The sequence below is a fragment of the Ornithinimicrobium sufpigmenti genome (assembly GCF_004322775.1).
Taxonomy (GTDB): domain Bacteria; phylum Actinomycetota; class Actinomycetes; order Actinomycetales; family Dermatophilaceae; genus Ornithinicoccus; species Ornithinicoccus sufpigmenti.
This window is the reverse complement of the sequence record NZ_CP036403.1, coordinates 1,996,687-2,017,808: the sequence shown is the minus strand read 5'-3', so window position 1 is coordinate 2,017,808 and position 21,122 is coordinate 1,996,687. Positions and strand designations below refer to the sequence as shown.

Below are 21,122 nucleotides of genomic sequence, written 5' to 3'. Positions count from 1 at the left end.
ATGGAACCTGCGAGTGGTCGTCTTCATCGGAGAGGGACGTAGACGGGCGGGTAGGGAGGAAGCAGCGTTGAACACGGATTCGATGATGATGGGTTTGATGGGTGGCTTCGGGCTGATCTGGGCCAGCGGACTTCTGTGGGTCTTGACCCGCTGGTCCGCCAGTGAGCAGCTGGGGAGCAACCCTGCGGCCGGCATCCGCACGGTAGCCACCACGGCGTCATCCGAAGCGTGGGCTGCTGGCCACCAAGCCGCGCTCCCATGGGCACGTCGAATCGGAGTGTTCGGCATGATCCTTGGCGTCGCGCTCGTGACCACGGCCTTCCTGCCCGTTGCTGGCGGCTCCGAGTCACAGGTTCCCCACCCGCTATCCGTTGCATTCTTCGCGGTCGGCTACGGCGGGTTGCTGCTGGGCTGCGTGCCGCTCGTCCGCACCGCCAACAAGGCCGCGCGCCAAGCCCAGCCGCAACGGTGACGACTGCCGTGATGGTTCTGCCCCAATGCGGCAGTACCGGATGTCCCGGCGAGCTCTGACTGCTGCTGGTGCCCGCGATCATTCCCATCGCCAACCCGTACCAAGACCCGCTGTCAGCGGGCTCCGTACGGACTGCCATCTGGCTGTGGGGGAAGTTCACCTAAGATCGTTGCCTGTACTATCCAGCCTTCTGGCCAGGCGCCATCTTGGGTGGGCTGCCAGTCCGTATCCCACACCTTCATGCTCGTGATTCCGGCGATCTGCCCCGAGTCAGGGACGAGATACCACGTGTCATCGCCAGACTGTTGTTCTCGGTACGCACTGGCTTCCCATAGTCGCTCGACGCGCACGCGGACGTGAATACTGCCCGTCCTAGGTTCATGGTGACCGGCGATCAGGCTGACTGGCTGGCCGAGTGCCGGCCACCAAGGCTGTGACCAATCACTTTGGTGAACAGTAAGTGCGACTGTGTCGCCAACGTTGATGGGAGTTCCACAGCATTGGTATTCCCATTGCTCGATGTAAATGAGAACTGTGCCCGGTAGGGAGGTCATTGGGTAACGCCTTTATGCGGCAGCGTCAAGCCATCGACGAGGACACCTCCTGTGCCCTGGGTGCCCTCATCATCGCATGAGGCTCCCTCACGCAGCCAGGGCCCCGAGAAGGTGCAGGACTGCTGAATGCGCCCTCATCGGTGTGTGTGGACGCCCCGAAGGGCCGACGCCCAAGGCCCTGTGATCGGCGCGACCGACTCGCGGCATGAGCGCGTACAACTGTTGCGCACGTCGCCCGCGGGAGTTCTGTTGATCGTGGCGTAGGCTCCGTGCGTCCTTCAGCTTCCTAGGGAACCATTGCAGCCGGATGGGCGTCTGAGTTCGGGAACCCCCACAGCGATAGGAGGGGAGCTGCGTGACGACGAACGTGCGCGTTCCTTGCGTCCTGGGTGTTGCTGGCATCCTCATCTTCATGGCCGGGTGCGACGCCCCGCAGTCCGCGAACATCTCCGACCCGGTAGTGCAGACCGTCGCGGACGAGAACGTCCCGACGGCCACCGGTAGCCCTGCGGGTGACTTCACGGTCCAGAAAGTCTCTCCTGGTGAGTCCTGGGACAAGGCAGTGCAACCGCTGATCGTGAGGGTCAGCAATCAGTCCTTCGACGACCCGGACCTGAATCTGAGCGCGACTCTTGACGGTGTGGCCCTGTTCGATGAGGTATTCGCGGTCGAGGGTCAGCACGCGGTCACCTTGTTCGGCGTTGAAGTGGAACCGGGGTCGCACACGCTCACCGTGGTGTCCGACAGCGGAGCTGTAGTCGAGCAGGCCTTCGACCTGCCGGCAGGCGAGCAGCGATGGGTCGTGGTCGACTACTGGTACTTCGACCCTGACACTGAGGGAGAGTCCTGGGGAGGGGAGCAAGAACCCGGCCCCTCGTTCACCGTGTCCGTGTCGACAAGCCGGTCTACATTTCCTGACGGTGCTGGCGGCCCGCCTGGTGACGAGATGCAGAGGAGGCGGCACGGCGCCGTCCAGGCAAGCCGTGCACCATCAAAGGTTGTTCTGCAGGAACCGAAGTTCGTCAACTTGGTGCGCCTCGCGGCTACGTGTTTCATTGACTGCAGGATCGGGCCCGGCCAGGCTCGGTCCCAGGTGACCGGGACGGTCGTTCTCTTTGCGGCTGCCCACGCCCCTGGCGTGAGGCTCACAATTGGCGTGCGTCGTCCCGGTCACCGCCAAGGCTGCGAGAGGCTCAAGAGGGGTATGCCCAGCCGTACGTAGCGGTGCCCTCCCAGCTCGACACCACATGTTGTCGCGAGCAAAGGGAGCACGAGCAATGAACGAGCAGGAGCCCCTGCGGGTCGTCATCGGGATGGACCCGCATAAGCGCAGCGTCACGATCGAGGTCATGACCGCTGATGAGTCCATCCTCGGTGGCGGCCGGTTCTCCACCGACGCCGACGGGTACGCCCGGCTGCTGGCCTACGCACGGGCGTGGCCGCACCGGGTCTGGGCGGTCGAGGGCTGCGCCGGCATCGGCAAGCATGTCGCCGACCGCCTCGTCGCCGACGGTGAGGACGTGGTCGACGTGCCGGCGAAGATGTCGGCCCGGGTGCGGATCTTCACCACCGGGCAGGGCCGCAAGACCGACGCCACCGACGCCCACTCCATCGCCCTGGTCGGGGTCCGCATGTCCGGGCTGCGCCCCGTCATCAACGATGACCAACTGGAAGTGCTGCGGATGTGCGTGGATCGGCGCCGCTCCCTGGGCGAGGAGCACACCCGCAAGGTGTGCCAGCTGCACAAGCTGCTGCTTGAGCTGATCCCTGGCGGGGCCAAGACGTCCCTGTCCGCGGCCCAGGCCAAGGAGTTGCTGAAGAAGGTCCGCCCGACCACCGCGGCGGGCAAGGTGCGCAAGGCTCACGCGGTCGAGCTGGCCGAGGACCTGGCGAAGATCTACGCCCGCACCAAGGCCGCCGACAAGGAGCTCAAGGCCCTCGTCGAGGCGACCGGCACCACCCTGATGAGCCTGCACGGCATCGGCCCCTCGGGCGCGGCCCGGCTGCTGGTCGAGGTCGGTGACGTCACCCGGTTCCCCGACCGCAACCACTTCGCGTCCTGGACCGGCACCGCCCCGATCGACGCCTCCTCCGGGGAGCACACCCGCCACCGGCTCTCCCGAGGCGGGAACCGGCAGATCAACCGTGTCCTACACATCATGGCCGTGGTGCAGCTGCGCACCAGAACCACCGAGGGCCGCGCCTACTACGACCGCAAGAAGGCCGGCGGGAAGACGTCGATGGAAGCGCTGCGCTGCCTCAAACGGCGCCTGTCCGACCTGGTGTACAAGGCCATGCTCGACGACCTCGCCGGGCACACAAAGACGGGCCCGGGAGGGCACAAGGGTGACGACTCTGACTCCAGCGCGACCGGCTCACAACCCGCTGCCGGCTCTTCGGACAAGCCACTTCCCGGACCCGCCACCACCAAGCCTACGACCACCCTCCCAGCCGCCTCTTGACACAGAGGGGTGCCAGTACAGGGTGTGCGGGGTGGTGTGGAACTCTGGCAGCTGAGCCGGCGTCTAACACGGAGTCGACCTCAACCTGGAGCACCCGATGAAGATGCACACCGCCGCCACGGGGACGCTTGTCGTCCTCGGTCTCATGCTGACGGCCTGCAGCGGCGGTGACGCGGAGATCACCGCGAGCCACCAAAGCCCGAATAGAACTGCAGATCAGGCCGGGAGGACTCAGTCGCCCCTGGAGGAGACAGCGGCTGAGGAGCTCAAGGCAAATGAGCGGTTGGTGGAGGCGATCCTCACCAGCGGCATCCAGTTGGACTACCACCCCCTCGCCTCGCCGCAGGAGGCCATGGCGGCCCCCCTCGTGGTGGTCGGCCAAATCCGCTCGGCCCGGGTCACATCAGGAGACGCCGGGCCGGAGGTCCGGTTAGTGGTGGACGTGACCCGCCACGTGGCCGGGGATGAGCATCTGAGCACCGTCGAAACCGCGTTCAACATTGGCAACGGGTTCGACCTCGCCCAACGCGAGCTTGACGAGGTCCGCGGACCCGTGCTCCTCGTGGTGGGCAACCTCTTGCCGCCAGACGGCTCTGACAATCCTCGCCTTGCGTATAGCCACGTCGACGGCGCCTGGTTCGACGTCCCCGGGGGCATTGCCGGCCCGTACGTCCGCTACGACCAAATGCATGAGGACTGGCCCCAGGCTAGTTCCGTCGTCGAGTTCGCAGACGCCCTGACCAAGTTGCCGTAGACCAACTGTTTGAGACGCACGCAGCGCTCCTCGCTTCGAGACGTCAAACCCTGCACGGTCAACGTTGAGTCGAAGACCGTGCAAATCGGCCACTCACTGCCCAAAGTTCGGACGCTAAGTCCGCCCGCCGGGCGGCAATTGAGTGTGTTTGAGGTGCGTCCGCCGAGGGCTCTGCTGCGGTAGGCAGCGTGCCCGTGGGTCAGTGGAAGTTCTCGTTCCATCGTCGTGTCGACGCTTTTCTCCTCAGGGTGGTTCGCCAAACTTCGTTCTGGGATTCTCTTGCTCGACGGGTCATTCAGGGCGTTTTCATTCCGGGACAAGACCGGCACGCATTGCTGTGCCTCATTCGGTGCTGACGGGTGTGTCCTTCGATGCGGCCCAGGAGGCGAGGAGTCGTAGTCGTTCGGCGGAGGGCGAGCCGGGTTCGGCGGTGTAGATGAGCAGGGCGAGTCCGGGTTCGGCGGTAATGGCGAGCTCTTCGTAGACGAGGGTGAGTTCGCCGACGACGGGGTGGTGGAACCGTTTGGTGCCGGCCCCGTGGGTGCGGACGTCGTGGTCGGCCCACAGCTGGCGGAAGGTCTCGCTGCGGGTGGACAGCTCGCCGACGAGGTCCTGCAGGCCACGGTCGTGGGGGTCACGGCCGGCCTCGGCGCGCATGATGCCGACGCACATCTGGGCAAAGCGGTCCCAGTCGGGGTAGAAGTCGTGGGAGGCGGGGTCCAGGAACTGGAAGCGGGCGAGGTTGGGGGTGCGTCCGCCGTCACCGATGACCGGGGAGTAGAACGCTTGACCCAGGGTGTTGGTGGCCAGCAGGTTCTGGTGGGGGTCGCGCACGAACGCGACGGCGTCGGTGATGGCTTCCAGCGCCCACTGCAGGCTGTAACGTGAGGCTGCCTTGGTCGGGGAGCGGCGGCGGGGTCGGCCTGAGGTGGGGACGCCGTCGGCGGCACGGGCCAGGTCGTACAGGTGGGCGCGCTCGGTCTCATCGAGCTGCAGGGCTCGGGCGAGGGCCTCCAGGACGCTGGAGGAGGCGCCGGCGATCTGTCCGCGCTCGAGCCGGGCGTAGTACTCCACGCTGAGCCCGGCGAGCGTAGCGACCTCGCTGCGGCGCAGCCCGGGGACGCGACGGGCCCCGGTCGTGGCAAGGCCGACCTGGTCGGGGGTGATGCGGGCGCGGCGGGTGGTGAGGAACTGGCGCACCTCCTGACGGTTGTCCACGCTCTCGAGCGTAGGGCGAACTAGGCCCCACCGCTGGCCTGAGGGGTGCCCTGTCGCTGCACCCCTTGACAGGGACTCCCTCATCCGGTGCGGGGCGGGTTCACTGGATCGAGTGCGGGCATCGGCCCGCGGACCGGACGAGAGAGAGGCTGCACCACCATGCGCCAGGTTGTCATGCACGCCCCCGGGGACGTACGGGTCGAGGACCGCGAGGACCCCACGATCATCGAGCCCACCGACGCCATCGTCCGGGTCTCGGCGACCTGCATCTGCGGCAGCGACCTGTGGCCCTACCGCGGTGCCGAGCCGGTCACCCACCAGGTGATGGGGCACGAGTACGTCGGCGTGGTCGAGCAGGTCGGGCCTGAGGTGTCCACCGTGAAGGTCGGCGACTTCGTCGTCGGGTCGTTCTGGGCCTCGGACAACACCTGCGAGATCTGCCTGGCCGGCTACCAGGCCTACTGCGTGCACCGGGTCCTGATGGGCACCCTCGGCACCCAGTCCGAGCTGGCGCGCATCCCCCTGGCCGACGGCACCCTGGTGGCCACGCCCGGGATGCCCGATGCGGACCTGATCCCCTCCCTGCTGGCGGCCTCCGACGTTCTCGGCACCGGCTGGTTCGCCGCTGTCGCGGCGCAGGCCGGACCGGGCAAGACCGTGGCCGTCGTGGGCGACGGTGCAGTCGGCCTGCTCGGCGTCCTGGCGGCCAAGCAGCTGGGCGCCGAACGGATCATCGCGTTCAGCCGCCACCCCGACCGGCAGGCCCTCGCCCGCGAGTTCGGCGCCACGGACATCGTGCCGGAGCGCGGCGAGGAAGGCGTGGCCCGGGTCAAGGAGCTCAACGGCGGGCTCGGCGCCCACTCGGTCATCGAGGCCGTCGGCACCCAGGAGGCGATGATGCAGGCCATCGGAGCGACCCGCCCCGGTGGGCACGTCGGGTTCGTCGGCGTCTCCCACGACGTCACTATCCCCGGCGGGGACCTCTTCATGGCCGGCGTGCACCTGCACGGCGGGCCCGCCCCGGTCCGACGGTTCCTGCCCGATCTGGTCCAGCTCATCTGGGACCGCAGGATCGACCCCGGCAAGGTCTTCGACCTCACCCTCCCGCTCGACCGGGCCGCCGAGGGCTACCAGGCCATGGACCAGCGCACCGCCACGAAGGTCCTGCTCACCCCCTGAGCCGTGATGCGTCCACGACAGACAACGCTGACGGCGATCGGCCGGGCCGTCCTCCTCACCACCGGGTGCGGCAACGGGCTACGACCGGGTGACCAGAGCGCCCCGGACACGGAGCCGTTTCTCCCGGCGGCATCGCCACAGGAGCCCTCAGACAACACCGCCGACCAGCGAACGCCCCAACCCGATGCGACGTCAGGAGAAGAGATGCAGATCCAGATCACCATCGCAGACCAGACCTTTACCGCCACCCTGGCCGACAGTCCAACCGCCGACGACCTCCTGGCGCAACTGCCGGTGACGGTCGAGATGGTCGACCACGGCGGGGTCGAGAAGACCGGCCGCCTGCCAACGGCGCTGTCCCTGCAGGGGCAACCACAGGGCGCTGACCCCGACGTGGGAGACCTGGGCTACTACGCCCCCGGCAACGACCTGGTCCTCTACTACGGGGACCAGTCCTACGTCCCGGGCATCGTCGTCCTGGGCCAGCTCGACGGCGACGCCGCCGAGCGGATCGCCAACCTGAGCGGTTCAGTCACCACCACTGTCGAGGGAAGGTGAAAGCGATGGACCTCCAGGACTTCCTCGACCACGTCAACAGTGGTGCCCCGGTGCTCGGCGGCTCGGAGGAACACAGGTTCATGCACGCCGCCGCGCAAGAAGCGTTCAAGGTGACCGCCAGGCTCAACACCGGGTACACCACCCCCGAGCAGGTCCGTGCTCTGCTCGAGGAGCTGACGGGCAGGCCGGTCGAGGAGTCCGTTGCCCTGTTTCCGCCCTTCTACAGCGAGTTCGGCAAGAACCTGACCCTCGGCCCGGGCGTCTTCATCAACCTCGGCTGCCGTTTCCAGGACACCGGCGGAATCACCATCGGCGAGGGCACGCTCATCGGGCACGGCAGCACCCTGACCACCCTCAACCACCACGTCGACCCGTCGCGGCGGGCCGACATGCTGCCCGCCCCCATCCACATCGGCCGCAAGGCCTGGCTCGGAGCGGCCGTCACCGTCGTGCCCGGCGTCACCATCGGCGACGGCGCGATCATCGCCGCAGGCGCCGTGGTGACCAAAGACGTACCGCCCAATGCCATCGTCGCCGGCGTCCCGGCCAAAGTCATCAAGGTGACTGGGTATGAGGCCTAACCCGCAGACCAGCGGCGATCACTGCCGTCTGGGCACGCCGCGCTCCCACCAATCGACCGAAGGCTAGTCGCGGGCGATCAGAGACGCCGTCAGTTCGACCGACCCGAGGTTGCAGAACTTCCACAACTCCTTGGCAGCGCGCGAGTACTGAAAGAGAACTTGGTCGACCTCGAAGGCGTCCAGCTGGCCCGACCGGAAACCGTCTATCCCCTGACCGACCCGCTCCACAAGCTTGGCCAGCTCGGCCTCGTGGTAGGCACTGACGGCCTCCCGTGCAGCTCGCCGCTCCGCCCTGTGCGACACGCTTTAAGATTACCCCCGTCGACCTCCACCAAGCCGAGCGCCAAGAAGGTCCTTGTGACGACTGTGACGAGTCGAACCAAGCCGTCCTCCTGGAGGCATATCCGGGCGTCCGCAGCCCGCGTCACTTGCGGCGGATTGACGCACCCGCGTCCCGCCACGCTTGGGCGCGGTGCCCCGTCCTGATGCAGACTCAGGGGCATGGACTGGTCGCGCGACGGGCTGAGCACCGTGGGCTTCGAAGGGTTCGTCCATTTCGTCGACCTCCCTGCCGCACGCGTACCTCGCGGACAAGGGGTGTACGTCGTGCTGCGCGAACAACTGGGGGACCCCGCCTTCCTTGACACCAGCCCCGCGGGTTGGTTCAAGGGCAAGGACCCCTCCGTCACGCGGGACCTCCTTGACGGGGCTTGGGTAAATGGAGCACACGTTCTCTACATCGGCAAGGCCAGCGCCGGGGCCTCTGGCGGGCGAGGGTTGTCGACGCGCCTCGATGAGTTCCGTAAGCACGGCGCCGGCGTCCCTGTCGGGCACTGGGATGGGAGGTACATCTGGCAGTTGGCCGAGAGCCCGATCTTCCTCGTGGCCTGGCTCGAAACGCCCGACGACGACCCAGAAGACGTCGAGTCTGAGCTGATCACACAGTTCGTCGCCGACTGGGGGAAGCGCCCATTCGCAAACAGGAAGGCTGGCCGAGTGCGGAAGACAGATTAGTCCGTAGGCGGCGGATTGACGCGCTCAGTCGATCAACCCCTCGCGGCATGATCGGACGAGCGTAGCCGTCCTCAGCGCGGCAATACAGGATGTGTCAGCTCAGGACGCGTCGCCGAGTTTGCGAATGACGTACTGGTTGAGGCTGAGGTGTTCTTCGGCTGCCTTGATCGCGAGCTGGCGGTGGAGTCGTTCGCCGACGCGGAGGTTGAACTTGCCCGAGTAGGCCCGTGAGGAGAATGGCTCGGGAATCGGCTCACCGTTGCGGTGCATGTCTTCAACGACCTCGTCCACCAGATCGCGAAGGCTGTGCAGGGCTTCGTCCTGAGTGGGTGCCAGCCAGGACAGGGAGGGCAGCTCGAGGCAGGCGGCGACGAACTCTTGGTCCTCGGGCGACCAGGTGACGCGGTAGGTGTAGTGGGTGACATCGGGGATCGTGGTGTTCACTGGGCTGCCTCCTTCTTGTCGATCGCTGCCAGGACCTGGCGGACCTGGTACGGCTTGGCCTTGCCGTGGTCGTTCTGGATGTTCACTCGGGGGTCCCCGCGCCAGGGGGTCTTGTACACGGCGTGGGAGCCGCCGCTTGTCCTGGGCGGTCCGAAGTAGTGCTCGCACACTTTCGCGAGGTCCTCGTACCGAATGTTGGCCGGGTTAACTCTCATCTGAGCCAGGATCTTCGCAACTGACGGCACAACTCGATGGTACTGCCCGCAGTACCACATAACAAGGGGATTCGCCCCCGAGAGCTGGGCTGGTCGAACAAGGACCGGCCGTTCGTCAGGTGCCGGAGGCCATGTAGGCGGCGAGGATGTAGTTGGGGTGACGGTCGAGGTTCTTGCGGGCTCGGTCGTAGCGCATGGTGGTGCGGGGGTCGGCGTGGCGGGCGGCGATCTGGACGTCGCGCAGGTCGACGCCGGCGTCGAGCATGGTGGTGACGAACGTGTGCCGGAGCATGTGCGGGTGCATCCGGGGAAGGTTGATCCCGGCGTCGTCGGCCAGGTGGTGCAGGCGGCGGGTCGCGGCGTGCCGGTCCATCCGCCCGCCCTGCCTGTTGCGCAGGATCGGTCCTTCTTCACGGCGGTCGACGGCGCGCTCGATCGCGCGCTGCACGGCTGGGGGCAGGGGGGTCAGGACGACCTTGCCTCCCTTGCCGCGCACCTTCAGCACCCGGTGGCCGTGCTCCTCGCGCAGGTCCTGGATGTTCGCCCCGCACGCCTCGAAGATCCGCAGTCCGAGCAGCCCGAGCATGGTGACCAGTGCGAAGTCGTTGATGTTGACGCTAACCCGTGCGGCCTGCAGCATCGCCTCGAACTGCAGGTGGGACAAGCCCAGGGTGGGTGATTCGGGTGGCACGTGCGGCCGGCGGACGTGGTCGGCCGGGGAGGCGGTCAGGACACCGTCGATGACGGCCGTGCGGTAGAACCCGATCACGACGGACAGCCGCCGGGAGATCGTGGACGGCTTGTACCGGCGGTTCTCCTGCATCCACCGCACGTACAGCTCGACGTGCACCCGGTGGGCGGCCAGCGGGTCCAGCCGACGTTCGGCGCACCAGGCCAGGAAGGCGCGCAGGTCCGACTCGGTGTGCGTGCGCGTCTGCCCGGTGTAACGGGCAAGGTGCGCGGCCACCGCCTGGCGCAGCGCGGCAACGGAGGGGTCGTCGGTCGACATTGGAACAAGGGCGGAGGTGATCTGGAAGTTGTTCATGAACCATCGTGACCCGTAGATGATCGATGCGAACTCGAGCCGACCGACGCGCGGCAGGACCGTGCATCCGCGAGCCTAGAATAGGCAACTAGGCGCTTTTGGCATACCTCCGCACCGGAAGGATCTTCCTTGCCCAGGATGAACGAGTTCGGACAGCCCGTCGGCGACCCTGTGCCTGGCTGGGCAGCGGCCCCGCCCCCATCGGCGGATGTGCTGAGCGGGAGGCTCTGCGCACTCGAACGTCTCGACCCAGACCGGCACGCGGTGGATTTGTATGCCGCATTCGCGTCGGCTACCGATGACCGTGCTTGGACCTACATGGCTTTCGGACCGTTTCCATCGTTTGAGAGCTACTATCGGTGGTCGGTCGCTGCCGCCGCTAGCCCCGATCCCCGGCACTACGCCCTCACCGACGCAGCAACTGGTAGGGCACTCGGCACCCTCGCGCTCATGCGTCATGACCCTGCAAATGGAGTCATCGAAGTCGGCTCTATCGTCTTGTCCCAAGTTTTGCAACGCACAGCAGCGGCGACTGAGGCGCAGTTTATCCTCATGCGCTACGTCTTCGAGGACCTGGGATACCGGCGCTACGAGTGGAAGTGCGACAGCCTCAACGAACCGTCGCGGAAAACTGCCGAAAGATTAGGGTTCACATACGAAGGGACCTTTCGACAGGCGCTTGTGTACAAGGGCCGCAATCGCGACACGGCGTGGTTCGCCCTTACTGAGAAGGAGTGGCCCGCCGTTCGCACTGCATTCGAGACGTGGCTCAACCCCGCCAACTTCGACGCGCAAGGCCGCCAGCGCAAGAAACTCCGAACCCGATGATCGGCCTGGGATGACGTGCGCCCGTGGCGATCACACCGCTCCTCCTGGCCTCCTTCGTTGATGGCGAGTGTGAGAGAACTAGCCGGCAGCCCACGCGGCCGACGTGTATTTCGCGACAAGAGTGACACCCTGCAGGTGCGACATGGTCGGACGCTACGCGAGCACAGCGGCAGATCCGCGTGTTTGTTCAAGGCAGAAGATCCCAATACTGACGACGAGCCGGCATCGCATGAAAGACCATTTCTTCGCCGCTGCGAAAGATCAGTACCACGGTCTCCAGAAGCCGCGCCTGAGTGTCGAAGCCGAGCCGCAGTTCGCGGTGCGGCCACTCCTCGGCCTCAAGCGGCTCGACCCACAACGACAGGTCCGCAGCCTGGACCGCGTCCTCGGGAACGACCCCGTGCTTCAGCGCGCTGCGGTGGACCTTCACGCGGCGTAGCCGGCCAGCGCACGTCGGATCGCCTCGGATCGAGACAGGTGCTCCCGGGCGGCGTACGCGTCGAGCGCCGCGATCTCCTCGGCCGTGAGCCGCACGGCGATAACCTGCGTTGGTTCGGCCCCGCGCCCGGGACGGCCCCGGCCGCGGCGTTTGAGCTCCTCGACGTCATAGGCAGCCTCGGCCTCGTCAGCCCACTTCTGGATCTGCTCGTCCGTCACCTGGTCGTCGTCTGCCATGGCAAAATCGTATAACGAAAACCCGGCATCAGGAAGATGCCCTCCAGCACGAAGTTGCAGCATGCGGCATGGTCGGACGCTACGCGTTCACAGCGGCATGGTCGGACGCTACGCGTTCACAGCGGCAAACCCGGATGCCCAATGTCGAGCTGGCCATGCCCAGGATTCAGAGCGGTTTGACCATGAAGAGGCAGGGGTTCGCCTCTCCCCAAAGCTCCGTCTCCTCAAGCGCAAGAAATCCCACCTGTTCGTAGAATTGGCGGGTGCGTGCGTAACCGGGGTCGGGGTGTGAACCGCCCAACGTCTTCACCTCGAGCAGCCGAACACCGCGCTCCCGGGCGTCCTCCTCGACGGCCTTGACCATGGCGGATCCGACACCCTGCCCGTGATGGTCACGGTCCACGACCATGAGGTGGAGCTCGGCTACGTGCGGGAAGTGACGATCAACCAGAGTGAGCCCGATGACGTTCCCGCCGTCATCGCGCACCGTCCACGTCTCCTTGACACGAGCCGCTTCGATGTAGTCAGCGTTCGCCTCGGGCAGGCCGAACCACTCAGGCACTTTCGCGAGAAGTCGCTGCGCCGCGTCCGGCACCGGCGAGTCCGGACGACAGATCCATCCCATGGCCTAAGCCTGCCAGAACGCACGACCGCGACGACACAGGATTAGCGGCCCGCAGAGCTTTCCGCAGACCACCTTGAGTCGGTCCCGACCGACCGACCCGCGGCAGATCCGCGCGCTTGATCAGGGCAGAAGGTCCCCGTACTTACGACGAGCCGGCATCGCATGAATGACCATCTCCTCGCCGCTGCGGAAGATCAGCACCACGGTCTCCAGGAGCCGCGCCTGAGTGTCGAAGCCCAGCCGCAGCTCGCTGCCCGGCCACTCCTCCTCCTCGAGCGGCTCGACCCACAACGCCAGGTCCGCAGCCTGCACCGCGTCCTCGGGCAGCACCCCGTGCTTGCGGGCGCTGCGGTGAACCTTCACGCGGCGTAGCCGGCCAGCGCCCGTCGAATCGCCTCAGAGCGCGACAGGTGCTCCCGCGCAGCGTAGGCGTCCAGCGCCGCGATCTCCTCGGCCGTGAGGCGCACCGCAATCACCTGCATCGGCTCCGCTCCACGCCCGGGACGCCCTCGCCCGCGGCGGTTCAGCTCCTCAACGTCGTACCCGGTCTCGGCCTCGTCGGCCCACCTCTGGATCTGCTCATCCGTCACTCGGTCGTCACCTTCCATGATCAAATCGTATAACGAAAACATGGCACGGGGAAGGCCAGGCGAGGTGCGGCAACCGGGCGACCTGCGGCAGAAAAGTGCGTCAGGCGGGTGCGTGGTCCGGCGCCCGACGGTCCTTACGTAACCATCTGAACAGATGCAGCAGCGACTGGTGGATCGCAACTCCGACAGCAGTATTTAAGGCAGCGAGGCCGGCCGCTCCGAGGAAGTCATTGGGTGACTCGATGATGTTCTCGGACCACAGAAGCAGGGGCCAGCCCAGGGTCGCGATCACGAGGCAGGTCTTCCACCAGCGGCCGAGGACCAGCCCGAACAACAGCATTGTGGGAATCATCAGTCCCTCCTCAGGTCCTCACCGTACGCCGTGAGGCCCGGTCCTGGCCAGGGATGCGGTCAGCGGCTACGTGTTTCATTGACTGCAGGATCGGGCCCGGCCAGGCTCGGTCCCAGGTGACCGGGACGGTCGTTCTCTTTGCGGCTGCCCACGCCCCTGGCGTGAGGCTCACAATTGGCGTGCGTCGTCCCGGTCACCGCCAGGGCTGCGAGAGGCTCAAGAGGGGTATGCCCAGCCGTACGTAGCGGTGCCCTCCCAGCTCGACACCACATGTTGTCGCGAGCAAAGGGAGCACGAGCAATGAACGAGCAGGAGCCCCTGCGGGTCGTCATCGGGATGGACCCGCATAAGCGCAGCGTCACGATCGAGGTCATGACCGCTGATGAGTCCATCCTCGGTGGCGGCCGGTTCTCCACCGACGCCGACGGGTACGCCCGGCTGCTGGCCTACGCACGGGCGTGGCCGCACCGGGTCTGGGCGGTCGAGGGCTGCGCCGGCATCGGCAAGCATGTCGCCGACCGCCTCGTCGCCGACGGTGAGGACGTGGTCGACGTGCCGGCGAAGATGTCGGCCCGGGTGCGGATCTTCACCACCGGGCAGGGCCGCAAGACCGACGCCACCGACGCCCACTCCATCGCCCTGGTCGGGGTCCGCATGTCCGGGCTGCGCCCCGTCATCAACGATGACCAACTGGAAGTGCTGCGGATGTGCGTGGATCGGCGCCGCTCCCTGGGCGAGGAGCACACCCGCAAGGTGTGCCAGCTGCACAAGCTGCTGCTTGAGCTGATCCCTGGCGGGGCCAAGACGTCCCTGTCCGCGGCCCAGGCCAAGGAGTTGCTGAAGAAGGTCCGCCCGACCACCGCGGCGGGCAAGGTGCGCAAGGCTCACGCGGTCGAGCTGGCCGAGGACCTGGCGAAGATCTACGCCCGCACCAAGGCCGCCGACAAGGAGCTCAAGGCCCTCGTCGAGGCGACCGGCACCACCCTGATGAGCCTGCACGGCATCGGCCCCTCGGGAGCGGCCCGGCTGCTGGTCGAGGTCGGTGACGTCACCCGGTTCCCCGACCGCAACCACTTCGCGTCCTGGACCGGCACCGCCCCGATCGACGCCTCCTCCGGGGAGCACACCCGCCACCGGCTCTCCCGAGGCGGGAACCGGCAGATCAACCGTGTCCTACACATCATGGCCGTGGTGCAGCTGCGCACCAGAACCACCGAGGGCCGCGCCTACTACGACCGCAAGAAGGCCGGCGGGAAGACGTCGATGGAAGCGCTGCGCTGCCTCAAACGGCGCCTGTCCGACCTGAGTTGGGTCACAAGTCGCTGATTCTTCGGGGCGCGGGGCTGTGACCTGCGGTGATGTAGTGGCTTGGTGCGTCGTTTAGGCACTAACCGGGGCCCTAGGATCGGGTGATGGCGTGGATTCGGCGGGTGCGGACGGCCTCGGGTGCGACCGCGGTGCAGATCGCCGAGTCCGTGGGCGGGCGGCGGCGCATCGTGCGGCACGTGGGGTCGGCGCACGATGAGACCGAGCTCGGGCTGCTGATGGATCGGGCGCGCAAGCTGCTCGAGGACGACGCCCAGGGGCAGCTGGACCTGGGACTGTCGCTGCCGGTGACCAGGGCGGCCATGGTGCCGGCCCCGACCCAGACGCTGTTCGACGAGCCAGCCACCGTCCCGGCACGGCGCCCGGTGGTGGCCGCGCCGCAGGTGCTGCGCACGTCTTCGGCGGTGCTGTATGACGCCCTGGCCGGGGTGTACACCGACCTGGGCCTCGACGCCCTGGAGGATGAGGTGTTCCGCGACCTGGTCATCGCCCGGGTGGTGGAGCCGACCAGCCTGCTGGACGTCGACCGGGTGCTGGCCGACCTGGGCCGGACCTCGGCGAGCCTGTCGACCCGCAAACGCACGCTGGGCCGTTGCCAGGACGGGCCTACCGTGACCAGATCGCCGAGCTCTGCTTCCAGCACGCCCGGGCCAGCGGAGACGTGTCGCTGTGTCTGTACGACGTGACCACGCTGCACTTCGAAGCCGCCGAGGAAGACGCCTTGCGCAAGGTCGGCTACTCCAAGGAGCGTCGGGTCGACCCATAGATCATCGTCGGCCTGCTGGTCGACCGACACGGCTTCCCTCTGGAGATCGGCTGCTGGGAGGGCAACAAGGCCGAGACCCACACCATCGTGCCGATCATCGAGGCGTTCGCCGCGCGGCACGGCATCACCGACCTGGTCGTTGTCGCGGATGCCGGGATGCTGTCCGCGGCCAACCTGAGAGCCCTGGACGAGGCCGGGCACACCTTCATCGTCGGGTCCAAGACCGCCAAGGCCCCGATCGACCTGATCTCTCACTTCCGCTGGCACGGGGATGCGTTCACCGATGGCCAGATCATCGACACCGTGACCCCCAAGGTCGGCAAGAACACCGACAACGACCCCGCCCTGCGTCGCGAGCCGGCCTGGGACCCCGAGCAGCACCCCAGCTCCTGGCGGGCGGTGTGGTCCTACTCGGCCAAGCGGTTCGCGAGGGACAACAAGACCCTCACCGCCCAGGAGAACCGAGCCCGCGCGGCCATCGAGGGCGACAAACCAGCCCGCACCCCCAGGTTCGTCAAGACCCAGAGCGACGGCCTGGTCCTGGACGAAGCGGCGCTGGCCAGAGCCCGCCGGCTGGCCGGGCTCAAGGGCTTCGTCACCAACATCCCGGCCACGGCCCTGCCCGCGGCCGAGGTGATCGACTCCTACCGAGACCTATGGCACGTGGAGCAAACGTTCCGGATGTCCAAGAGCGACCTGCGAGCCCGTCCCTTGTTCGCCCGACGACGCGACTCGATCGAGGCGCACCTGACCATCGTGTTCACCGCCCTGGCGATCGCTCGCACCGTCCAGGCCCGGACCGGACTGTCCCTGCGCCGATTCCTGCGCCAGATCCGCCCACTGCGCTCAGCCACCATCGAGGCCAACGGCGCCGTCCAGACCCTGCCACCAGCCCTCAGCTCCAGCGATCAAGCCGTCCTCAACGACCTCAAGAACGGCGCGACCTAGGCACTAAGCCTTTTGACCCAACTCAGGTCCGACCTGGTGTACAAGGCCATGCTCGACGACCTCGCCGGGCACACAAAGACGGGCCCGGGAGGGCACAAGGGTGACGACTCTGACTCCAGCGCGACCGGCTCACAACCCGCTGCCGGCTCTTCGGACAAGCCACTTCCCGGACCCGCCACCACCAAGCCTACGACCACCCTCCCAGCCGCCTCTTGACACAGAGGGGTGCCAATACAGGACGTCGCGCGCGGCTGTGTCGGCGCCCTACTACACGATGTGTCGATGGATGACACACCGATGCTTGAGGACCGGCTACTCAGGCTCGAGGACCTGCTGGAGGTACACCGGCTCATCGCCGAGTACAGCCACGGCGCTGACAAGCGAGAGCTGCAGTTGATTTCTCGCCGTCTGGCATGAGCACGCCGTCTGGGACGTTGGCGTCGCCAGGTTCGGGGGGATAGAGGAGATCTCCATGGCGATCCAGCGGCATCGGGCCGCGCAACCTGTGATGACCCACTGGACGGCGAACATCTCGGTCGACCTTGCACTTGGGAGCACCTGAGCCCCACGCGGAAGTCGATACGGACACCCTGACTCAACTGACCTCAGGGGACTGGCCTCAGTCGGCGGGCACCTAGTGCGGCGCGTCGTTAGTTCCTAAACGGTTGTTGGGCTGGGATCATGGAGTATGGCGAATCGACCTGCCCCGGCCCTGATGCTGCGCGAGGACGACCGAGATCAATTGGTGCGGTGGACCCGGTCGACGGCGACGCGTGCCGGGCTGGTGTTGCGTGCCCGGATCGTGCTGGCCGCGTCGGCCGGTGAGGCGAACGAGGCGATCGCGGACCGGTTGGGCACGAGCAGGACGACGGTGATCAAGTGGCGGGCCCGGTACCAGGACAAGGGACTGGACGGGCTGCTCGACGAACCACGGTCGGGCCGGCCCCGGCAGGTGGATCACCGTGACGTGGTCGCGGCCACGCTGACGCCGCCGCCCAAGAAGTTGGGGGTGACGCACTGGTCGACCCGGTTGCTGGCCAAGCACCTGGGGATCGGGGACGCGACCGTGGCGCGGGCCTGGCGCGAGTACGGGGTGCAACCGTGGCGGGTCGAGACGTTCAAGTTCTCCACCGACCCCGAGCTGGTGGCCAAGGTCACCGACGTGGTCGGTCTCTACCTGGAACCGCCGGAGAACGCGATCGTGCTCTGCGTGGACGAGAAGTCCCAGATCCAGGCGCTGGACCGGACCGCGCCCATGTTGCCGATGCAACCCGGCCTGCCCCAGCGGCGCACCCACGACTACAAGCGGCACGGGACGACCACGCTGTTCGCGGCGCTGGAGATCGCCACCGGCAAGGTCACCGGCGCCTGCAAGCCCCGGCACCGGCACCAGGAGTTCCTCGCGTTCCTCAAGCAGGTCGCCCGCGCCTACCCCGAAGGCGAGCTGCACCTGGTGATGGACAACTACGCCACCCACAAGAAGGCCGAGGTCCGGACCTGGCTGGACAAGAACCCACGCATCCACGTCCACCACACCCCAACCTCTGGCTCCTGGCTCAACCTGGTCGAGGTCTGGTTCTCCATCATCGAGCGCCAGGCCATCCACCGCGGCAGCTTCGGCTCCGTCAAGGACCTCAACGCCAAGATCCGCGCCTTCATAGACGGCTGGAACGACCGGTGCCACCCGTTCGTGTGGACCAAGACCGCCGACGAGATTCTCAAGAAAGCGAACCGTCAAGCAACTTCAAACGCGGGCCACTAGGATGACGTGCTCGAACTCAGGGATGGTCGGTGGGGGTTCGTCGAACGCAGGGCCGAGGCGCACTTCACCATGACACTGGCGGCAAGGTCCCTAAGAGAAGGGCCTCGATAGGCGTGCCGACAGCGGCATCCAAGTTGATTGGCATCCCTGCGGGGGGTCTAATCTAGCGGCTGGGACACCCGGTGATCCCTTTGTACTGAGAGGCTCCCGCAGGGGCTCTCGATCGTGAGCGGTGTCCCTGTTCGGGAACTTGAAGCCCCACACGTGTGGGGACTCCTACTTGCAGAATGTCTGGGCACCATCGTGGTTGGTCGCATAGCGAGCGGCTCCCCGTCTGTCTACCCAGCCGCCGTCGCGTCTAGCAGGCGCTGTTCTGCAAGACGCAGGTACTCAATCATGAACGTTTCCGCTTCTGTTGTCTTGCCAAGTTCAAGCATTTCGCACATTTGCTGGTTGAGTCCCAAAAAGGGCAGGTGGAAATCTTCTAGGTCCTCGTCGGGAATCAAGCTAAAGGCTAGGCGCAACTCTGCCGCCATAGCAGTCATCAACCGGTCAAGGTGTCTGCTTCCAGCCGCTGCTACCAACGTTCGGTGGAAGACGATGTCCGCTGATCCCACCGCGACCCAACCATCGGTGTGCGCCAGACTCTTGCCATCAGAGACGGCTTTGCGTAGACCGTCGAGAACGGGCTCGGATTGCAGCCCGATTTCACGGATCGCTGCGCACTCGATGATTCTGCGCGACAAGTAGATTTGCGAGATATCCTCGACTCCCATGTTGCGGACGACGACACCGCGATGGTTCTCGCGGACGAGGAGGTCCTCGTGCATCAAGATGCGGACGGCCTCGCGCAAAGTGTTGCGCGATACACCGTACTCTGCAGCAAGGTCTATTTCGCGAAGCCGTTGACCGGGAATGAACTCTCTGTGGGCGATACGGTCGCGAAGGAGCCGGGCGACCTCGTCCACGACGCTCACACGACCAAGCACCGGGGTGCCCATTACCTCACGCCCCTTCTGGGAGACTCCTGTTGACCGTGCGCGAGCGTAGCCTAGTGAGCACGTACGCCACGGCACCGAGTGTGGCGACGAACCCAATCAGGAGCACCCCGACGGAGGCGACTGCCGGACTGACCTCGAAAAGAATGTTTTCAAACAAGCGTCGCATCAAGGTGACTACGCTGAAACTGCCGAGGAACTGCGACATCACGAGATCATCGAAAGCTGTTATGAAGGCGAAGAGGAGAGCTCCAAAGATGGCGGGCATTACTAGGGGCACGATAACAGTGCGCGCGACCACCGGCGGCTTGGCGCCCATGCTGGTTGCTGCGCGTTCCAACGCTGGGTCCAGGCCTCGGAACGTGGCGGTCATGATGATGACAACGAAGGGAATGCCCAGGACGATGTACGACAGGATGAGCGCTGCCGGGGTCCCCAAGAGGCCCGTGGGTGCCACCGTGTAGAAGAGTGCGGTAGCGAAGATGATCTGCGGCATGACCAGCGGGGCTGCTAATAGGAGGTAGCCGGTCGTCGAAAGAGTCCGACGTGTGGATCGCACGATGCCGAAAGCCGCCAAACTTCCGACAATCGTCGCTATGGTGGCACCGATGATGCTCATCCAAAAGCTAAGCCACGTGGAGCCGAGCCATGCGTCGTTGTTGAAATACCATTCGAACCAGCGCGTTGAGTAAGCAGGCGGGGGAAAGGTCAAGAATGCAGAATCACTGAAGGCCACCGCCACGATGACTACCATCGGCGCCAAGAGCAGTGCAACGCCGAATACCACGAGTACCGCTAGCGCCGGGTACCTTATCGCGCTCAGGAGTCTTCCTCCATAGTCCACGACACGACCCAGGCCGGGCACGACACCAATGCCGTCACGAAAAGGCTGAACGTTTCGCACCTTGTCACGCACGCCACGAAGCCCCGATCGGGGGGGAGACCCCTCACTAGGGGCCTCAAGAACGATGCCCAAGCGCTTACGGAGGACATACATACAAATGACCGAGGCGATGAGTACGAGCGTTGCCTGAGCCGCAACAGTTGCGCTTTGACCGGGGAGGCTAATCAGACTGAAAATTCGCTGCGCGAGCATAGGCGTCGCCGGGCCTTGCAGTAGCATAGGGGTGATGAAGTAGCCCAACGTCGACAGGAACACCAAGCTCAACCCAGATGCGATACCCGCTCCAGTCTGTGGAACAAATACTGTCAGCCAGGCCCGCAGGGGGTGAGCGCCCATGCTTTGCGCCGCCAAGACTCCGGACCTGTCGATGCGGCGCATGACGCTGTACAGCGGGAACACCATCATGGGTAACAGCACCTGGGTGGTGCCTATGACCACGCCAATATCGTTGTACACCAACTTAAGCGGAGCTGAAATGACCCCGAGCGACAAGAGGAACTCATTTATCGGACCATTGTTGGCCAACAGCACTTGCCACGCGTATGTGCGCACAAGGGCGGCGGTGAAAAATGGCAGGACGACGGCCGTCAAGAGCAGGCCGCTCCAAAGTTTGGGCAGGCGCACCGCTGCATAGGCGATGGGGTAGCCCAGCAGGAGGGTGAGTAGCGCCACGAGAACGGCGATCCAGGCAGTTCTCACTACTACGTCAGTGAAGATGTTCCCAGCAGAGAAAAGGTCAGTGTACGCACGCGTGCTGAAGCCATCAGCCGTGTGAAAACTTTGGTAAATAAGAAAGCCGAATGGAACGACGAAGAGGAGACCAATCACCGCCAGACCCGGTAGGAGCAGAAC

Annotated in this window: 27 protein-coding genes and 1 pseudogene; 14 read left to right on the top strand and 14 right to left on the bottom strand. The window is 65.9% G+C overall.

Annotated elements, in window-relative coordinates:
* Positions 1-67: 67 nt before the first annotated feature.
* The gene (locus ESZ52_RS09150; RefSeq protein ID WP_131104670.1) at positions 68-472 is read left to right on the top strand and encodes an SdpI family protein; all 405 of its coding nucleotides are present in this window, start codon (positions 68-70) and stop codon (positions 470-472) included.
* 113 nt (positions 473-585) lie between these two features.
* Here ESZ52_RS09150 and ESZ52_RS20120 read toward each other — a convergent pair whose 3' ends face one another.
* Positions 586-1,026 carry a DUF6578 domain-containing protein gene (locus ESZ52_RS20120; RefSeq protein ID WP_425600043.1) on the bottom strand — a complete coding sequence of 147 codons (441 nt, stop codon included), beginning with the start codon at positions 1,024-1,026 and terminating at the stop codon, positions 586-588.
* 355 nt (positions 1,027-1,381) lie between these two features.
* Here ESZ52_RS20120 and ESZ52_RS09145 point away from each other — a divergent pair, with 355 nt between their 5' ends.
* The 3 genes from ESZ52_RS09145 to ESZ52_RS09135 all read left to right on the top strand — a co-directional run bounded on the left by ESZ52_RS09145 (position 1,382) and on the right by ESZ52_RS09135 (position 4,242).
* A complete protein-coding gene (locus tag ESZ52_RS09145) occupies positions 1,382-2,248 on the top strand; it encodes a hypothetical protein (RefSeq protein WP_131104669.1) in 867 nt (288 codons plus the stop codon).
* Between the two features lie 55 nt (positions 2,249-2,303).
* On the top strand, positions 2,304-3,488 hold the full coding sequence (locus tag ESZ52_RS09140; RefSeq protein WP_131104668.1) for an IS110 family RNA-guided transposase: 1,185 nt from the start codon (positions 2,304-2,306) through the stop codon (positions 3,486-3,488).
* A 97-nt stretch (positions 3,489-3,585) separates the two neighbouring features.
* Positions 3,586-4,242: a hypothetical protein gene (locus ESZ52_RS09135; protein WP_131104667.1), complete on the top strand. Its 657-nt coding sequence runs from the start codon at positions 3,586-3,588 to the stop codon at positions 4,240-4,242.
* A gap of 342 nt (positions 4,243-4,584) precedes the next feature.
* On the opposite strand, the gene ESZ52_RS09130 is transcribed toward ESZ52_RS09135, so the two are convergent.
* Entirely contained in the window at positions 4,585-5,460 is an 876-nt protein-coding gene (locus ESZ52_RS09130; RefSeq protein WP_131104666.1) for a helix-turn-helix transcriptional regulator, read from the bottom strand.
* Positions 5,461-5,619: 159 nt separating this feature from the next.
* Here ESZ52_RS09130 and ESZ52_RS09125 point away from each other — a divergent pair, with 159 nt between their 5' ends.
* The 3 genes from ESZ52_RS09125 (at position 5,620) to ESZ52_RS09115 (ending at position 7,778) form a co-directional block, all read left to right on the top strand.
* On the top strand, positions 5,620-6,639 hold the full coding sequence (locus ESZ52_RS09125) for a zinc-dependent alcohol dehydrogenase family protein (RefSeq protein WP_181010105.1): 1,020 nt from the start codon (positions 5,620-5,622) through the stop codon (positions 6,637-6,639).
* 204 nt (positions 6,640-6,843) lie between these two features.
* A complete protein-coding gene (locus ESZ52_RS19705; protein ID WP_238154725.1) occupies positions 6,844-7,197 on the top strand; it encodes a cyclophilin-like fold protein in 354 nt (117 codons plus the stop codon).
* Between the two features lie 5 nt (positions 7,198-7,202).
* Positions 7,203-7,778, top strand: coding sequence for a DapH/DapD/GlmU-related protein (locus ESZ52_RS09115; protein ID WP_131104665.1), 576 nt, complete (start codon positions 7,203-7,205; stop codon positions 7,776-7,778).
* A gap of 63 nt (positions 7,779-7,841) precedes the next feature.
* Here the strand turns inward: ESZ52_RS09115 and ESZ52_RS09110 are convergent, their stop codons facing one another.
* A complete protein-coding gene (locus tag ESZ52_RS09110) occupies positions 7,842-8,081 on the bottom strand; it encodes a hypothetical protein (protein WP_131104664.1) in 240 nt (79 codons plus the stop codon).
* Positions 8,082-8,279: 198 nt separating this feature from the next.
* Between ESZ52_RS09110 and ESZ52_RS09105 the strand changes: the two genes are divergently transcribed.
* Positions 8,280-8,792 (top strand): hypothetical protein, encoded by a 513-nt coding sequence (locus ESZ52_RS09105; RefSeq protein ID WP_131104663.1) that lies wholly within the window; start codon positions 8,280-8,282, stop codon positions 8,790-8,792.
* A 99-nt stretch (positions 8,793-8,891) separates the two neighbouring features.
* On the opposite strand, the gene ESZ52_RS09100 is transcribed toward ESZ52_RS09105, so the two are convergent.
* The 3 genes from ESZ52_RS09100 to ESZ52_RS09090 all read right to left on the bottom strand — a co-directional run bounded on the left by ESZ52_RS09100 (position 8,892) and on the right by ESZ52_RS09090 (position 10,496).
* On the bottom strand, positions 8,892-9,236 hold the full coding sequence (locus tag ESZ52_RS09100) for a type II toxin-antitoxin system HicB family antitoxin (RefSeq protein WP_131104662.1): 345 nt from the start codon (positions 9,234-9,236) through the stop codon (positions 8,892-8,894).
* On the bottom strand, positions 9,233-9,451 hold the full coding sequence (locus ESZ52_RS09095) for a toxin HicA (RefSeq protein ID WP_202613766.1): 219 nt from the start codon (positions 9,449-9,451) through the stop codon (positions 9,233-9,235). The genes ESZ52_RS09100 and ESZ52_RS09095 overlap by 4 nt, the downstream gene beginning before the upstream one ends.
* A gap of 115 nt (positions 9,452-9,566) precedes the next feature.
* Entirely contained in the window at positions 9,567-10,496 is a 930-nt protein-coding gene (locus ESZ52_RS09090) for a tyrosine-type recombinase/integrase (RefSeq protein ID WP_131104661.1), read from the bottom strand.
* Between the two features lie 138 nt (positions 10,497-10,634).
* Between ESZ52_RS09090 and ESZ52_RS09085 the strand changes: the two genes are divergently transcribed.
* A complete protein-coding gene (locus ESZ52_RS09085; protein WP_202865436.1) occupies positions 10,635-11,324 on the top strand; it encodes a GNAT family N-acetyltransferase in 690 nt (229 codons plus the stop codon).
* A 187-nt stretch (positions 11,325-11,511) separates the two neighbouring features.
* Here ESZ52_RS09085 and ESZ52_RS09080 read toward each other — a convergent pair whose 3' ends face one another.
* From ESZ52_RS09080 to ESZ52_RS09055, 6 genes are all read right to left on the bottom strand, one after another.
* On the bottom strand, positions 11,512-11,754 hold the full coding sequence (locus ESZ52_RS09080) for a toxin (RefSeq protein WP_131104659.1): 243 nt from the start codon (positions 11,752-11,754) through the stop codon (positions 11,512-11,514).
* The gene (locus ESZ52_RS09075; RefSeq protein WP_131104658.1) at positions 11,751-11,999 is read right to left on the bottom strand and encodes a ribbon-helix-helix protein, CopG family; all 249 of its coding nucleotides are present in this window, start codon (positions 11,997-11,999) and stop codon (positions 11,751-11,753) included. The genes ESZ52_RS09080 and ESZ52_RS09075 overlap by 4 nt, the downstream gene beginning before the upstream one ends.
* Positions 12,000-12,165: 166 nt before the next feature.
* Positions 12,166-12,624, bottom strand: coding sequence for a GNAT family N-acetyltransferase (locus ESZ52_RS09070; RefSeq protein WP_131104657.1), 459 nt, complete (start codon positions 12,622-12,624; stop codon positions 12,166-12,168).
* A gap of 120 nt (positions 12,625-12,744) precedes the next feature.
* Positions 12,745-12,987, bottom strand: coding sequence for a toxin (locus tag ESZ52_RS09065; RefSeq protein ID WP_131104656.1), 243 nt, complete (start codon positions 12,985-12,987; stop codon positions 12,745-12,747).
* Positions 12,984-13,232, bottom strand: coding sequence for a ribbon-helix-helix protein, CopG family (locus tag ESZ52_RS09060; RefSeq protein ID WP_131104655.1), 249 nt, complete (start codon positions 13,230-13,232; stop codon positions 12,984-12,986). The genes ESZ52_RS09065 and ESZ52_RS09060 overlap by 4 nt, the downstream gene beginning before the upstream one ends.
* 82 nt (positions 13,233-13,314) lie before the next feature.
* Positions 13,315-13,566 (bottom strand): hypothetical protein, encoded by a 252-nt coding sequence (locus tag ESZ52_RS09055; RefSeq protein WP_131104654.1) that lies wholly within the window; start codon positions 13,564-13,566, stop codon positions 13,315-13,317.
* 300 nt (positions 13,567-13,866) lie between these two features.
* On the opposite strand from ESZ52_RS09055, the gene ESZ52_RS09050 reads away from it, so the two are divergent.
* The 5 genes and pseudogenes from ESZ52_RS09050 (at position 13,867) to ESZ52_RS09035 (ending at position 18,368) form a co-directional block, all read left to right on the top strand.
* On the top strand, positions 13,867-14,892 hold the full coding sequence (locus ESZ52_RS09050) for an IS110 family RNA-guided transposase (protein WP_238160638.1): 1,026 nt from the start codon (positions 13,867-13,869) through the stop codon (positions 14,890-14,892).
* 86 nt (positions 14,893-14,978) lie between these two features.
* Positions 14,979-16,606, top strand: a pseudogene (locus ESZ52_RS09045) (IS1634 family transposase).
* A gap of 282 nt (positions 16,607-16,888) precedes the next feature.
* Positions 16,889-17,023 (top strand): hypothetical protein, encoded by a 135-nt coding sequence (locus ESZ52_RS19890; RefSeq protein WP_272948410.1) that lies wholly within the window; start codon positions 16,889-16,891, stop codon positions 17,021-17,023.
* 40 nt (positions 17,024-17,063) lie between these two features.
* Positions 17,064-17,168, top strand: a complete 105-nt coding sequence (locus ESZ52_RS20115) for a hypothetical protein (protein WP_425600051.1) — start codon at positions 17,064-17,066, stop codon at positions 17,166-17,168.
* Positions 17,169-17,294: 126 nt separating this feature from the next.
* A complete protein-coding gene (locus ESZ52_RS09035) occupies positions 17,295-18,368 on the top strand; it encodes an IS630 family transposase (RefSeq protein WP_131103283.1) in 1,074 nt (357 codons plus the stop codon).
* Between the two features lie 338 nt (positions 18,369-18,706).
* Here the strand turns inward: ESZ52_RS09035 and ESZ52_RS09030 are convergent, their stop codons facing one another.
* Complete coding sequence (locus tag ESZ52_RS09030; RefSeq protein ID WP_186364097.1) at positions 18,707-19,336, bottom strand: GntR family transcriptional regulator; 630 nt, start codon at positions 19,334-19,336, stop codon at positions 18,707-18,709.
* 37 nt (positions 19,337-19,373) lie between these two features.
* Positions 19,374-21,098 carry an ABC transporter permease subunit gene (locus ESZ52_RS09025; protein WP_181010109.1) on the bottom strand — a complete coding sequence of 575 codons (1,725 nt, stop codon included), beginning with the start codon at positions 21,096-21,098 and terminating at the stop codon, positions 19,374-19,376.
* Positions 21,099-21,122: the final 24 nt, after the last annotated feature.